12 protein-coding genes are annotated in these 15,211 nt (G+C 47.1%); 1 reads left to right on the plus strand and 11 read right to left on the minus strand.

From position 1 onward, the window contains the following. Positions 1-365: 365 nt before the first annotated feature. A complete protein-coding gene (locus AWM72_RS02695) occupies positions 366-1,871 on the plus strand; it encodes an ABC transporter substrate-binding protein/permease (protein WP_067972767.1) in 1,506 nt (501 codons plus the stop codon). A 590-nt stretch (positions 1,872-2,461) separates the two neighbouring features. On the opposite strand, the gene secA is transcribed toward AWM72_RS02695, so the two are convergent. From secA to asnB, 11 genes are all read right to left on the minus strand, one after another. Then, positions 2,462-4,843, minus strand: a complete 2,382-nt coding sequence (gene secA, locus AWM72_RS02700) for a preprotein translocase subunit SecA (RefSeq protein WP_067972768.1) — start codon at positions 4,841-4,843, stop codon at positions 2,462-2,464. Between the two features lie 289 nt (positions 4,844-5,132). Then, positions 5,133-5,414 carry a type II toxin-antitoxin system HicB family antitoxin gene (locus AWM72_RS02705; protein ID WP_067972771.1) on the minus strand — a complete coding sequence of 94 codons (282 nt, stop codon included), beginning with the start codon at positions 5,412-5,414 and terminating at the stop codon, positions 5,133-5,135. Positions 5,415-6,146: 732 nt separating this feature from the next. Continuing rightward, complete coding sequence (locus AWM72_RS02710; RefSeq protein WP_067972774.1) at positions 6,147-7,187, minus strand: YeiH family protein; 1,041 nt, start codon at positions 7,185-7,187, stop codon at positions 6,147-6,149. A gap of 176 nt (positions 7,188-7,363) precedes the next feature. After that, the gene (locus AWM72_RS02715) at positions 7,364-8,161 is read right to left on the minus strand and encodes a metal ABC transporter permease (RefSeq protein ID WP_067972775.1); all 798 of its coding nucleotides are present in this window, start codon (positions 8,159-8,161) and stop codon (positions 7,364-7,366) included. After that, a complete protein-coding gene (locus AWM72_RS02720) occupies positions 8,119-8,814 on the minus strand; it encodes a metal ABC transporter ATP-binding protein (RefSeq protein ID WP_067972778.1) in 696 nt (231 codons plus the stop codon). Before AWM72_RS02720 ends, AWM72_RS02715 begins: the two co-directional genes overlap by 43 nt. Positions 8,815-8,825: 11 nt before the next feature. After that, positions 8,826-9,818, minus strand: coding sequence for a metal ABC transporter solute-binding protein, Zn/Mn family (locus tag AWM72_RS02725; RefSeq protein ID WP_067972781.1), 993 nt, complete (start codon positions 9,816-9,818; stop codon positions 8,826-8,828). A 124-nt stretch (positions 9,819-9,942) separates the two neighbouring features. Beyond that, positions 9,943-10,812: a 4-(cytidine 5'-diphospho)-2-C-methyl-D-erythritol kinase gene (gene ispE / locus AWM72_RS02730; protein WP_067972783.1), complete on the minus strand. Its 870-nt coding sequence runs from the start codon at positions 10,810-10,812 to the stop codon at positions 9,943-9,945. A gap of 144 nt (positions 10,813-10,956) precedes the next feature. Further along, positions 10,957-11,193: a Veg family protein gene (locus tag AWM72_RS02735; RefSeq protein ID WP_067972785.1), complete on the minus strand. Its 237-nt coding sequence runs from the start codon at positions 11,191-11,193 to the stop codon at positions 10,957-10,959. 110 nt (positions 11,194-11,303) lie between these two features. Beyond that, positions 11,304-12,017 carry an aspartate/glutamate racemase family protein gene (locus tag AWM72_RS02740; protein WP_067972788.1) on the minus strand — a complete coding sequence of 238 codons (714 nt, stop codon included), beginning with the start codon at positions 12,015-12,017 and terminating at the stop codon, positions 11,304-11,306. Between the two features lie 23 nt (positions 12,018-12,040). Next, complete coding sequence (locus AWM72_RS02745; protein ID WP_067972790.1) at positions 12,041-13,258, minus strand: carboxylate--amine ligase; 1,218 nt, start codon at positions 13,256-13,258, stop codon at positions 12,041-12,043. 13 nt (positions 13,259-13,271) lie between these two features. Next, on the minus strand, positions 13,272-15,191 hold the full coding sequence (gene asnB / locus AWM72_RS02750) for an asparagine synthase (glutamine-hydrolyzing) (protein ID WP_067972793.1): 1,920 nt from the start codon (positions 15,189-15,191) through the stop codon (positions 13,272-13,274). Positions 15,192-15,211 lie beyond the last annotated feature (20 nt).

Raw genomic sequence — 15,211 nt, forward strand, 5'->3', positions numbered from 1 at the left:
AAAAACGCTTTCCTTTCAATCTAAATGCCTAGAGGGAGATTTATCCCCAATTTCTTGCCAGTTGGGATTGACAAATTAGAAATCTGCCCCTATAATATTAAAAAATATAAAATTTCTAATTATTTTATCATTTTAGGGAGAGTAAGTCTTTTAGAGGTTCAAGCGAGCAGGAGTTGGTGGAAGTCCTGTCCTTAAGAAGGCTGAACGCGCCTGAAATTATTGGCTCATAAGATAAAGGGCCCGCCTCAGAGCGTTATCTGTTTAAGCTGACCAGGCCCTGGCTTGGTCAATAGAGTGGTACCGTGGATTAGCTCCGCCTCTTTTTTTGAGAGGCGGATTTTTTAATGTGTTAGGAGGAAGGAATAATGAAGGAAAGAAGTCATTGGCTCAAATGGAGCCTTAAAGTCTGTCTGATGCTCTTAATTTTAATGGCTCCAGTCTTTGCCCCAAAAGTGAGTCCGGTTCAAGCCAGCCAAACGCAAACCAGCACTGTTGGAGATGACCAACTGCTCAAAGAAATCAAGGAACGTGGCGTGATTCGAATGGGCGTCAACCCCCACTACCCGCCTTTTGAGTTCTTAACCCGGGAAAATGGCCAAAACAAAACGGTTGGGGTCGATATCTCCCTAGGCGAGAAGATTGCCGAGGACCTTGGCGTTAAACTCGAAGTGGTCAACATGGAATTTACCAGCCTCATGTCCTCGCTCGAGGCCGGCAATATTGATATGATCATTTCAGGGATGACCTATACGGAAGAACGGGACAAGTCGGTAGATTTCTCTGACCCTTATGAGAATGACCGGCAAGCCATCATGTTCCGGAAAGAAGACGAGGGAAAGATTAAGGATAAGGATAGCTTCACCGATCAGATGACGATTGGTGTCCAACAAGCGACCTACCAAGAGGACCTAGCCAAAGAATTCATGCCCCAAGCCAAGATGCTGACCATGCAACGGGTACCTGACCTGCTCGGTGCCCTGACCACTAAGCAGATTGACGGCATCCTAGTCGATGAATTAGTTGCCTACAGCCATGCCAATGCCCAAGCCGATATCTCTTACGTGGACGCCGGCTTACCAAGTGGAGATAAGGATGGCAAGGCGGTCGTCATTCCTGAAAGACAACCCAGTCTACAAAAAGCCATCAACCAAAGCGTCGCTGAAGTCAAAGACCAAAACTTAGTAGAAAAATGGACAGATGAACTGGCTCCTCTCCTTATTGAAGGGGAATCCATTAACTGGTTATCTTACTGGCCCTTCTACTGGGATGGTATCAAGCTCACCCTCTTAATCTCAGCTGTTGCGATTGTCTGTGGTCTGATTTTGGGTGCCATACTTGCCCTAATGCGGATTTCCAACTTTGCGGTCTTGAATTCGCTAGCAACCGCCTATGTCGAATTTCTCCGGGGGACTCCGCTCATGATTCAAGTCCTCTTTATCTTCTTAGGGATCGGTGGCCTCTTAGGTATTGGGCCCCTAGCAGCCGGTCTGATTGCTGTCTCTCTCAACTCTGGTGCCTATATTTGCGAAATCATCCGGGGTGGACTCCAATCGGTTCCCAAGGGGCAAATGGAAGCCGCTCGTTCCCTCGGCCTAAGCTATGGTACCACCATGAAAAAAGTCATCTTCCCCCAATCCTTGCGAGCAATCTGGCCATCACTGGGCAATGAATTCATCACCCTGATCAAGGAATCTTCCATTGTCTCAACCATTGGGGTAGCTGAACTGACCTTCCAAACCCGGGCCGTCACCAGTCAAACTTACCAAGGCATCATCCCCCTCTTTATCTCCATGGTGATCTACTTTATCCTCACCTTTGCCCTCAGTAAGCTGCTCAACTATTATGAAAAGAAAATGCAGGCTAAGTATTAAATTTTATGCGACACAAAAAGCGTCCCCAACCCTCATCGGTTGGAGACGCTTTTTTGGTATTGTCTATTTAATCATAAGAGTGGGTAAAGCTAGCTGCTTGCTCACACCCTAGTTGGGTTCAGGCTAGCAGAAATAGCTCCTCTTCACCAAAAGTCGCCGAAGACTTTCAGTCTTCTCTGACTTTTGCCTCCAGAGGTCTATTTCTCCCGCTAGCCCTCACACCCTATAGTCGGGTTCAGGCTGGCAGCTTTCCTGTCACTTCACAAGTCTCCGATGCAGTCTTTCAGACTGGCTCTGCTGACTTGCTCCAGTGAAGGAAAGCTAAGCATCAGCCCTCACACCCTTATTAGTCGGGTTCACAAGAGCAGCTTTGGAGTGCTTTCGCAAGTCGGAAACGTGCAAGCGGTGCTTGCCCTTATGCCGACTTACTCCAAGCATCCAAAGCTAAATACTCTTGCTCACACCCTGTCTAGTCGGGTTCGACTTGGCAGACTCGGAGTGATTTCACAAGTCAGAAACGAGCGAATGCCTCACTCTTATTCTAACTTGCTCCAATCATCCGAGTCTAAGCGCCAAGTCTCACACCCTTATTATACTTGTTGGCGTTGGAGGTTTTGGCGGATTTGTGAGTTCATGAAGAGGAGGCTGGCGTCGTATTCGATGCCTGCTACCATTTCGTTGAAGCGTTCAAAGCCTTCTGTTTGGTATTCGACGAGTGGGTTGTTTTGAGCATATGCACGTAAACCTACCCCTTGGCGCAATTGGTCCATGGCATCGATATGGTCGGTCCAGCGGCTGTCAACAGCGCGTAGAATAACCACTTTCTCAAATTCCAAGATCAGGTCTGGGTTTGAGATGTCGTTTAACTTACTTTGGAAGCGGTCCTGGGCCCGGTCTTTGAGTTCTTCTTTCATCTCATCAGGGTCCAAGTCTTCCAAGTCACGTTGGGACATGTCATTTTCTGTCAAGAGAACGGTTTGAACGAAGTCGGTTAGGGCTTCGTAATTCCAATCCGATTCATCGCCAGCTGTATATTGGTCAACGACACGGTCAATGGTTCGGTCAATCATTTGCCACATAATGTCATCGAGGGAATCTTCTTCCTCGATAATTTGTTGACGCTGGTCATAGATAATCTCCCGTTGTTCACGCATCACTTCATCGTATTCCAGTACGTTCTTCCGGGTATCGTAGTTGTTCCCTTCCACACGTTTTTGGGCAGATTCCACTTGTTTGGAGATCATCCGGCTTTCAATGGCAACATCATCTTCGCCGTCGCCATCAATATTTAAACTTTCCCAAACCGCTTTAACCCGGTCTGAACCGAAGCGGCGCATGAGGTCATCCTCTAGGGACAGGTAGAATCGTGAATAACCAGGGTCCCCTTGACGGCCTGACCGTCCACGCAACTGGTCATCGATCCGCCGCGATTCATGGCGTTCGGTCCCGATAACCGCTAAGCCGCCAGCTTCCTTAACCCCGGGCCCCAACTTAATGTCAGTCCCCCGGCCGGCCATATTGGTTGCGATCGTTACGGCCCCTTTTTGGCCGGCTTGGGCGACGATTTCAGCTTCTTTAGCGTGGTTCTTCGCATTCAAGATATTGTGTGGCACCCCACGTTTGCTGAGAAGATTGGAGAGTAATTCCGAGGTTTCGACCGCTACCGTCCCGACCAGGACAGGTTGGCCATCTTGGTAGCGTTCTTGGATTTCATCGGCAACCGCTTCAAACTTAGATTCCAAGTTAGGGTAAATAATATCTGGGGCATCGATCCGTTGCACAGGGCGGTTGGTTGGAATCTGAATCACGTTCATATTGTAGATTTCACGGAATTCTTCTTCCTCCGTCTTAGCAGTACCGGTCATCCCCGCTAATTTATCGTACATCCGGAAATAATTCTGGAAGGTGATCGTTGCCATAGTCTTCGATTCGTTTTGAATTTCGACATTTTCTTTAGCTTCAATGGCTTGGTGGAGACCATCCGAATAACGACGGCCATCCATAATCCGACCGGTAAAGCCGTCAACGATCTTAACTTCACCCTCTTGGACCACATAGTCAATATCCAGAAGCATAATATAGTTAGCACGTAAGGCCGTATCGATATGGTGGATCAAACGCCCATTCTCCACATCATAGAGATTATCCAAGTGGAAGACATCTTCTGCCTTCTCAATCCCCTCTTCAGTCAGGCTGATCGTCTTGGAACTGACATCGATCACATAGTCTTCATCTTCTTGCAGGCTCTTCACAAAGTAGTCCGCCCGTTGGTAGAGCGCCGTAGACTGTTCAGCTTGGCCAGAAATAATCAAAGGTGTCCGCGCCTCATCGATCAAGATGGAGTCTACCTCATCGACAACCGCGTAGTGGAGCGGACGTTGGACCATTTGACTCTTGTAGACCACCATGTTATCGCGGAGGTAGTCAAAGCCCAATTCATTATTGGTCGAATAGGTAATGTCACAGTTATAGGCTTCACGTTTTTGGTCGGAAGACATGTCATTGGTATTCAAACCAACTGTTAGCCCTAAGAATTCGTAAAGCTCACCCATCTCAACTGAGTCCCGGCGCGCCAAATAATCATTAACCGTTACCACATGGACGCCCTTGCCTGATAAGGCATTCAGATAGACAGGCATGGTTTCCGTCAAGGTCTTACCTTCCCCAGTCTTCATTTCGGCAATGTTCCCATAGTGTAGGGCAAGCCCGCCCATAATTTGGACATGGAAAGGGTAGAGTCCGAGCACCCGACGCGCCCCTTCGCGGACGGTTGCGAAGGCTTCAACCAGCACATCTTCCTCGGTCTCACCGTTCTGCAAACGTTCCTTAAAGGATTCCGTCTTTGCCCGGAGCTGGTCATCTGAATACTCAGCGAACTTATCCCCTAAGGCCTCAACTTTCTTCGCTTGTTTGTTGAAGCGACGCAATTCTTTCCGGTCATTTTCAAATATTGATTTCAAAAAGCTAGCCATTCTATTCTCCTTATCTGGTCAATTGCGGCTATCGCTTGTTAACCCAATTGATTATCTTCATATATCTCATTATTTTATCATGCTTTATCCTAAAATTGAACCTTAGAGCCCGCTTATAAAGGGCAAAGGCACACTTATTTCTATTTTAACACAGTTAGCGCCTTAAATGGAAGATAGTGAAAAATGCCCTGTTAAAATAGGGAAAAATTAAAAAATGACTCTTACTTGGAAGAGTCACTGTTGGTTAAATGCTAAGTATGTACTTGTCCTGTTCAAGAAAGAGTCAAACTCACTCGCCTGATAGAAAATGCTTCTCTTTGGCCTGGTCGAGGTCGACTTCAATCGGAAGAAGTAGGGCATCTTCAGGAACTAATAAATCATCAGGCAAGGAGGGTGCGGGGATAGGGTCTCCTTCTTCTTCAGCGGTAATTAACCAGCCTTCGAGGAGATCTTTAGCCATATATAAGGCCTCGTCCATATCCTCGCCGCACGAAAAGGCACCCTCCAAGTCAGGAAATTCAATAGCAAACTGGCCAGCTGATGGAGTAAAAATAGCATAGTACAAATACATCCGTACATGTCCTTTCTCTCTAAATGTGCTGGACTAGCAAAAACCAGCTTTTCTATCGTGAGAAGATGCGAAAGTTTTATTTCTTCCCATATTTTTGTTCATCTTTTACCGTTGTGTAGACCGTCAAGCCTAAACCGACAATGGTAGTTACAGTCAATAAGATTAACAAGACACATGTAGTCGCTGACATAGTATAAGCCCCCATATTTTTGATACAGTACATTTTAGAATTAAGCTAGGCACCTAGATAGGCAAAAATAATGCCATGTAAGTTTCATAATATCATTTACTTAGCCCAAGTAATGAAAGGATAACTTCGTATAACGCAATCTAATGATAACATAAGTAGAAATACAGGCCAACATTTAACAGTAGCTGTCTCCTTTTTCGACAGCAATAGAATTGAAAACATAGGTGGAGACGAAAAGTTACTAATGGACACTCTTAATCTTTAGCTTGAATCGACGGGCACCTCAGCTTATTCAAACCCGTATTGCATAAGTCGTTCCTCCACTCTAAGAACTGAAAATACTCGATCTGGTACAATATGGCCATTGGAGTCGGCCAAGAATTTCTAATATAAAAAAGCATCTGCCCAGTCCACAGAAAAAGGCAAATGCTTTTTTGATTTTTTAAACAGTATTGGGACAGGGCATGTAGATACCAGCCTCACTTACCACAAGCTAGTCGACAAGCAATCCCCCTGCTCGATAGCAGTATTCCTCCACCATCCTACCAGAAGCCTAGCACATATTGGAGCCCTAAGCTCACCAGAGTAATAGCAATCCAACAAGCGGCCCCTAAACCCAGGGCACTAGCACCCGAGCGTAAGAGCTTGACCAAGTCGGTATTCAAACCAATGGCTGCCATGGCCCAAACGATCAGAAACTTACTGGCCCATTTGAAGGGAGCGAAAAGACTTTCTGGTAAGCCGATAGCCAGGCAGATGGTTGTGAGGAGCGAAGCCAGAACGAAATAAATAATAAATTGAGGGAGGCTGGCTTTAATTTTTTGGCCCCAGGTCAAGTTAGTAGGCGTTTCTTCCCCGTGACGGCTGCGCCAGAAACTCAGACCGAGCGTGATTGGAATAATGGCCAGGGTCCGAGTCAATTTCACAGTAATAGCCTTGTCTAGGGTTTCGGTCCCTAAGTTAAAGAGGCTATCCCAGGTGGAAGCCGCCGCTGTCACAGATGAGGTATCATTGACCGCTGTCCCTGCAAAGATACCAAAGGCTTCCCCAGTCGTGGTATCGAAGCCCAGCCATTGACCTAGACTTGGAAAAATCAAGGCTGCTAGGACGTTGAAGAAGAAAATCACGGAAATCGCCTGGGCGACTTCCTCTTCTTCGGCTTCGATGACAGGTGCGGTTGCAGCTATGGCTGACCCGCCACAAATAGACGACCCTACCCCAACCAAGGTAGCCGTCTTCGTATCAATATTCAAATAACAGCTAAAAATAAAGGCTACCAAGAGGGCAATTGAAATTGTTGAGAGAATAATGGGTAAGGAGCTCAAGCCGGTTTCAATCACCACCGAAAGATTAAGGCCAAAACCTAGTAAGACAACAGCAGCTTGTAATAAGACCTTACTCGAAAAACGAATTCCTGGTTGAAAAGCTGCTCCAGCAGTCCAAAATAGAGCTATAATCATTCCCATTAAAATAGCAAAAACAGGTCCCCCAATGATAGGAAAAGCCTGTCCCAAAAAATGTGCTGGGACTGCAATAGCTAAAGATAAAATCAGCCCTGGCAACAATTGACGATTAATTTTCATAAGATGCCTTCTTTCTAAATCATAAAGGACGGTCTAAAACCGTCACTTTTTTCTCATTAAATCACAGGACGGCCCTTTTTTCCAATCAATTTTATTTTCCTAATGATCACTAGTACTTATTTTATCCGCCAAGTCATATAAAAAGCCCTCTTCTGTCGAAGGAGGGCTCGCTTGGTCTAATCTTTAAGCTTGAGGTAAAGGCTTTGGGCCATGAAGATCACAATGAATAAAGCGGCAATTGTAGCGCCAGGTGGGGTGTCGAAGTAATAGGATACCGTCAACCCACCCAGCATGCCAATGAGGGACAGGATAACCGCCAGGTAAATCACCTGGTTGAAGTGGCGGGCTATCCGCATAGCAATCGCTGCTGGCATGATGATAATAGCAGAAACCAAGAGGGAGCCCGCAATCGGCATCATAATGGAAATGGCTATCCCTGTCACCACAGAGAAAAGAACAGAAATTAAGCGGGTAGGCAGGCCTGCCGTATAGGCGGTGTCCTCATCAAAAGATAGGACATACAAGATCCGCTGGTTGACCAGGTAGGCCAGACCAACAATAACAGCTAGGCCAATCAATAAGCCAATCTGCAAGGGGGAGATAGCAACAATTGAACCGAAGAGATAGGATTCGATACTGGCTGCCGAATCGACCCGGGACAAAAGGAGTAGGGCCAAGGCCATACCGCCTGACATCAGCATAGCGATCGAGATATCTGAATAATTACTGTAGACCCGTCTGAGGTATTCTAACAACAAGGCAGCCAGGATAACCAAAGCAATCGTGGTCAAAGTCGGTTCCAAGCCAAGCAAATAACCCAAGGCCACGCCAGCTAGGGAAATATGGGCCAAGGTATCCGCCATTAGAGACTGCTTACGGAGGATTAAGAAGAGCCCTAAAATTGGCGTGAAGAGTGCCATAGCTAGACAGGCTATGACGGCTCTTTGCATGAAGTCATACTGAAGCATCTCCATGGGGTGCCCTCCTCTCTGACTAAGTGAATCTGTTTGTCGAAGTAATCTTTTAGGGATAGGTCCTCATGGGTTACCATAAGGATTGCCTTAGCGTGGTTGCGGGTATTGTGGCGGAGCAAGTCATAGAAATTCTTGCGCGACTCAATATCCATCCCTGTTGTCGGTTCATCCAGGATGAAGAGATCGGGATCCGTTGCAAAAACCCGGGCCAGGCAGATTCGCTGCTTCTGCCCGCCTGACAAGTCGCCGATCCGCTCATTGCGCTGTTCCCACATGCCAACGGAGTCAAAGGCGCGGCGGATATGGTCTTCATCCTCCTGGTCGAGGCGCTTAAACCAACGATTCTGTTGGTAGCGCCCGGACTGTACAAATTCATAGACCGTCGACGGAAAGCCCGCATTGAAGGAAGAAATACTTTGGGGCACATAGCCGACTTGTAATTTTTTGCCTTGAAAATTCGTCTTGGCAATCCGGCAATGGCCTTTTTCGGGTTCGAGTAGGCCCAGGATATTCTTCAACAAGGTGGTCTTAGCCGCCCCATTTTCCCCAGTTAAAATGACAAATTCGCCGGGATCCACGGTAAAACTAATATTATTTAAGACTGGCTCCTCATTGTAAGAGAAGCGCAAGTCATCTACTTCAATATAATGCATAATCCACTCCTTTACTTCAGTCCGGCCTCAAGATTGCTTAAATTCTGCCGCATCAAGCTGAGATAGCCTTTGCCATTAGCTTCTACTGACGCATCAGGAGACTCCATCGAAGTCAGGCTGCTGGTTTCAATGCCTGTATCGTGGGCAATGGTATCGGCTAATTTAGAAGAGCCGCCCTGCTGGAAGAAGATCACTTCGATGCCACGCTGGCGGATGAAGTCTTCCAATTGAGCTAATTTCGCAGGAGACAGGCTAGCTGTTGAATCGACACTGGTCAAGGCAATCTGCTCCAAGTCATAGCGGGAAGCCAGGTAATTAAAGGCCGCGTGGTCAACCACAAAGTGCCGGTCTTTTTTATCAGCTAAGGCCTGGTTAAAGTCCTGGTCCAACTGGTCCAATTCTTCGATAAAAGCCTTGGCATTGGCCTGGTAGTCTGCTCGGTGGTCCGGGTCACGGTCTGACAGGGCATCGGCAATGCCCTGAACTTCTTGCTGGGCGAGGACTGGGTCCAACCAAGTATGTGGATCCTTGGCATGGACATGGAGGTCGCCCTCTGCGTGGTCGTGGGCATCTTCCCCTTCTTCCTCATGGTCGTGGTCATGGCCTTGGTGGTGGACCCCATCGATGGTTGTCACCTGACCGTCCATCAGATCCAGCTGACCCGCCGCCTCATGGACTGCAACCTGGTCTTGGTTGAGGCTATCGAGCATGGCAGGAACCCAGGTCTCCATCTCCTTACTGTTATAGACAAAGAGGTCCGCTTGCTCTAAATCGGCTAAATTTTTAGCGCTAGGCTCGTAGTCATGGACTTCTTGACCATTAGCAATCATGACCTGAACGTCTGCATGGTCCCCCGCCACCTCCTGGGTCAAGGCCTGGATGGGGTAAAAACTCGTCATTACTTGCAACTTATCCCCCGACCCGGCACTTTGCTGGGGCGATTGGCAGGCAGAGACCAGGAAGGCCAGGGGCAAAAGCAAGAGGTAAATATATTTTTTCTTCATAGCTGACTCCTTTCATCAAGGTTAGTCGGAATTGTTACGATTTAATACATTATAAGATAGCACAAAACTTAAGTCGCTGCAATAAAAAAAGTTGAGTTTCCTCAACTTTTCCTTTCTCCAAGCCTTAAAGCCCGGTCCCCTGCTGCAAGACAGGGACCACATAGACTTCTTTGCAGAAGCCACGCAAGGCATTATACACATGTTTAGCCCGGTTCGATGTTGGGGCAAAACCAATCACCGTCGAGCCTGTTCCGGTCATGGTCACGCCCTCCGCCCCAAATTTCTGCATCTTGGCCTTTAACTTATTCAAAATCGGATAATTCCAAAAGACCAAATCTTCGAGCATATTTCCTGTCGCTTGGACTAAGTCTTGGTAAGATTGCTTATGAATGGCTTGAAGGACTGCCGGTGTATTTCCTTGATCCGGCAAGTCATTAGGATCCAGGTCTTGTAAGATCTTATCTGTTGATACAGAAAGCGGTGGCTTGGCTAGGACTAACCAAGAAGCTGGAAGAGCTGGAAGGGCCTGGAGCTGATCTCCCTGCCCTGTCACATGTTGGATGCCGCCGAGCAAACAATAAGGTGCATCCGCATCAATCTGCAAAGCCAATTGCAAGAGCTCATCTGTCGAATAATGCAAGTCCCAGAGTTTATTAACAGCCCGCAAAACAGCTGCTGCATCGGAACTTCCTCCGCCCAGGCCAGCAGAGACGGGAATCCGTTTCTCAATAATAATATCTAAGCCACGGTCTACTTGGCTAGCTTCCTTAATCAAGTCCGCCGCACGATAAGCATGGTTCCTGGCATCATTAGGGAGGAAGCTCCGGCTAGTCCGCACCACAATTTCTTGGTCGGAGCGTTCTTGGATGGTCAGACGGTCCGAAAGATCAACCGAGGCCATCACCATGTCATAGTGCCACTGCCCCTTATCCGCCTGGTAGATCAAGTCCTGGGATAGGTTAATCTTGGCTGCTGCTTTCTCAATAATCGACACACTGCCACCCCCTCATTATAGTTTACTTATTATCTTGAATTTTAGCATGACCTGCCCTTTAAATAAAGCAAAGCCGCTTTTCTCCAAGACCTTTAATCCTCCAATGAGAAAAAGGCTAGGACACCATGCCTAGCCTCAACTTCTCTAATTATTAAATTCAATTTCAACGCTTTCTGTTAAGACATCCGTGTAACTGTAACAGACACGTTCAAATTGATTTTGATCCTGGTCAAGTTCAACAACAAAAACAGCTGGAAAAGTGTCACTCAAAATCCCTTCGCGAACGGTAATCCGTTTACGTCCAGTTTGTTGAGTGACCTGGATACGGCGCCCAAGCTTCTCATCCAAAGCTGCTTTGATCGCTGCTAAGTTCCCTGACATTCTATCACTCCTCTAATGTTAACTATTATAACACATACGTTGACTTTATGCAATAGCACAAATGAGCGATAGAGTCAAGACTTGACCTTATTTTCTTAGCTATTTTTTACTTAGCTATTAACTTCTTTCCCCTGACTTTGAATACCCTGGCGGACGACTTCAGCCACTAATAATTTCTCCGCATCAATGATGGGAAAAGCCTTCTTCGGATCATGACTATTGACATAGGAAACTTCCGTACAACCCAGGATTACGGCTGATGCGCCCTGGTCCATAAAATCAGAAAGAATTTCCTCATAGAGACTAAGGTCAGCAAGCGCTTGGTTCTTGACCTGGTCATAAATCAAGGTCATGATCTTCTCTTGCAGGGCTTCGTCTGGGGCCAAGGGCTGGCAACCTGCTCGCTCAATGGTCCGGTGGTAGAGTCCGCTCTGGCTCGTCCCCTTGGTCGCACAGATACCAATTTTCTCCCCTTGGTGGTCAGCCAAAGCTTCTTCAACGAGTGTCAACATATTTATAATAGGCAGTTCTGTTGCTGCCTGCAGGTCATCGAAGAAATAATGGGCCGTATTACAAGGGATAGCCAAGAAATCTGGCCCTAAACTTTCGATTTGTTTAATATCTTCTATTAGAGGCTCAACAGGGCTCGCCTGGTCGTGGTCTAAGATATAGGCGGTCCGATCGGGAACCGTTGCATGGTTAAAGAGGATATAGTTCAAATAAGCCTGGTCGCTTTCTGGACGATATAGCTTATTCATTTCTTCTAAAAAGTTCGTGGTCGCAACAGTCCCCATCCCTCCTATAATGCCAAAGAAATGTTTCATAGTACCTCCCTCTACAGAGCCGGTTAAAGCTGGCCTGTTTCTTTAAATTTGCGGTAGTAATTGAGCTCCGATGCTTTCACATAGAGCTTGCGCCGCCAGTGGTTGTCATAAGGATAAGCTAGGGGATTAAAGACCTGTCTCTCTTGGTAGAGGCCCTTCACCTGGTCAGCATATGCTGTGCCTAAGAGGCGGCGCTTAACCAAGCCCCGAGGCAGGACCGTAAATAAGGCCGGTGTCGCCTCGAAACTATCAGGCACTGGTCGCCCAAAGAGATAGTCTTCAATGTAATAGTAGACAGGGTTTTGCCCACCTGCCGTCACATAATAATTGGACAGGCCCAAGCGTGGATTCAATTCAAAGAAGACAAAAGCCTCCCGGTCATGATCGTAGATTAAGTCGAAATTAGCATAACCTGTAAAATCATAGGCTGTCATTAAGGCCTCCACATGGCGGTAAACCTCCTCATGTCCATTCTCACTCAGAATAGCCAGATGGTTCCCCGCTGCGCTGGCCGACCGGTCTTCAACCATGACCCGTCCAAAAGCTGTCAGCTTAATCTGCTTATCATGAGGTGAGCGGTAGGCGGTCACCACAGCTTGATCGGTATCTGCCCCTTCGATGAAGTCTTGGACAATGATAGGGTCTGGATAGCCTCCCTGGCGCATGAGCTGGATGGCTGTCTGGGCTTCCTCGGGATTATCGCAGAAATAAATCTTCCGCTTCCCTTCAAAATGCAGGACCTGGTAGCTTGGAGTGATTGCTGGTTTAACCACTAACTTCCCACTCGCTGCAGCCGGCACTTGGTCGTCAGCAACTTGCCAAGTATGGGGGTAAGGGACTCCTACTTCCTCACACTTGGCATAGAATTTGGCTTTATCAGTTGCTTCTTCCAGGGTTGCCAGGTCGACATAAGGAACGGTCCAGCCGGCTTCCTCAAAAATATCGCGGTGGCTAATCAAATGCTCCGTGAAGGTATCTTCAGAAGCCAGAACAATCTTAGCCGCTTCTGGATAGTCCCGGTCTACCCGGTCTCTAATTTCAATGAAATGCTCGCGCAAATTATCGGTTAAATCAGGATAAATATGCTTGTTGACAATTTTGGAATGGGCAACGGGGCCGGCATCCATGGTCACATTCAATTCTGTTTTGATCCCGTACTGCTCATGGAAGGCCCGTGCAATGCTATAGGCTCCCTTATTCCCCAAGAAGAGAACAGGAACAAATGCTGGTAAATTGGACATAGCTTGGCTCCTTTTACGCGATATCGGCTGTTTCAGGGGCCAGGGTCTTGCAAGCCCCCTGATCTTTGATGAAGTAGATGGTATACCATAAGAGGAAGACATAGACCGCATAAATTTGGTGGCCTAAGTCAGCCTTCTCTTGGCGGTGGTCCTCGAGTAATTGGAGGAGGGTTTCTTGGTCAAAGAATTCAGCCGCTAAGTCACTTTCAAACATAGCCTTAATATTGGAATAGAAAGGTTCTTCCCGTAACCAGTGACGGATAGGGGTTGGGAAGCCGAGTTTCTTCCGTTTGGCCCATTCTTCAGGCAAGACATCTTCAGCTGCTTTACGAAGGGCGACCTTGGTTTGCTTAGCCGTTGTCCGGTATTCGTCTGGAATTCCCTTAGCCATCTCCATGACTTCCTTATCCAAGAAAGGCACGCGGAGTTCGAGGGAATGGGCCATACTCATCTTGTCTGCCTTGAGCAAGATATCGCCTGGCATCCAAACATTCAAGTCCAGATACTGCATCTTTTGTAGGTCACTTTGGCCCGCCACTTGGGCATAGTAAGGGGCACAGATGTCCGTCGAGGTCTGATTGGACCGGTATTTTTCATTGAGGATAGCATGGGCTTGGGCATCTGGGAAGACCAGGGCCTGGCCGATAAATTTCTCTTCCACTGGAGTCACTGACCGTTCCGCCAATTGTTTGAGACGGGAAGGTTTTTGCCCCGATGGTAGGAGGCGGTTGATGAAGCGGCGCATGCCTAGAGGCAGTTTGTTGTAGTAATCCTTCTCAATATGGGAAGGTTGGTACCATTCATAGCCCCCAAAGAGTTCATCGGCTCCCTCACCAGATAGGACAACGGTCACATTTTCAGCAGCTAATTGATTGAGGAAGTAGAGGGGAACAATAGAGTAGTTGGCATCTGGTTCATCCAAGTAGTAGATGATATCTTCCAAGTTGTCGAAGGCTTGTTGTCCTGAGATATAGCGGCTCTTGTTTTCGATTCCGAGTTGTTCTGATAATTTTTGGGCATGGACGGTTTCATTAAACATATCTTCATATTCTTTAAAGCCCACTGAGAAGGACTGTTGGGGCTCAAGTAAGGCGGTAACCAAGCTTGAGTCTACCCCACCGGATAGGAAGGAGCCCACTTTAACATCGGACATAGCATGGAGTTCCACTGATTCATCGATCGATGCCTTGATTTTTTCCACATAGTAATCGATATCTTCTTGGGCAGGCTCACTCGTTTCATCATGGAAGGCCTTGTCCCAATATTTCACAGTCTTCATTTTGCCATTTTGGTAGAGCATATAGTGGGCGGGTTCTAACTTGTAGACCCCCTTAAAGAAAGTTTCATCTAAAGGATTGTACTGGAAGGTCAAGAAAGGTTGGATGGCTTCCTTATTCAAGGCCTTGATGAAGTTCGGATGGTCGAGGAAGCTCTTGATTTCGGAGCCGAAGAGCAAGCTGCCATCTGTTGTATAGTCCGTATAGTAGAGGGGCTTAATCCCAAAACCGTCACGGGCTAAGAGGGCACGTTTTTCTTGGGTATCCCAGATACAGAAGGCGAACATCCCCCGTAATTTACCCACAATATCTTCGCCGTATTCTTCAAAACCACGGATAATGACTTCACTATCTGTCTCTGAAATAAATTCATAACCTTTTGCCTTAAGGTCCTTGCGCAAGGTCTTGTAGTTATAGATTTCACCATTAAAGACCATGACGTAACGGCCATCTCTGCTGTAGAAAGGTTGGTTCCCACAATCGCTCAGGTCAATAATCGACAAGCGACGAAAGCCTAGGGAGATATCATCATCTGTGTAGACACCTGCACTATTAGGCCCCCGGTGGACAATTCGTTCCATCATGGCATCTAGTATTTCTTTATCATTTTCAAGTTTACGGTCGGCACCATAGATATATCCGACAAAACCACACATAATTATTACCTCATTTTTTT

Origin of the sequence: Aerococcus sanguinicola, from assembly GCF_001543145.1 — a bacterium.
Taxonomy (GTDB): domain Bacteria; phylum Bacillota; class Bacilli; order Lactobacillales; family Aerococcaceae; genus Aerococcus; species Aerococcus sanguinicola.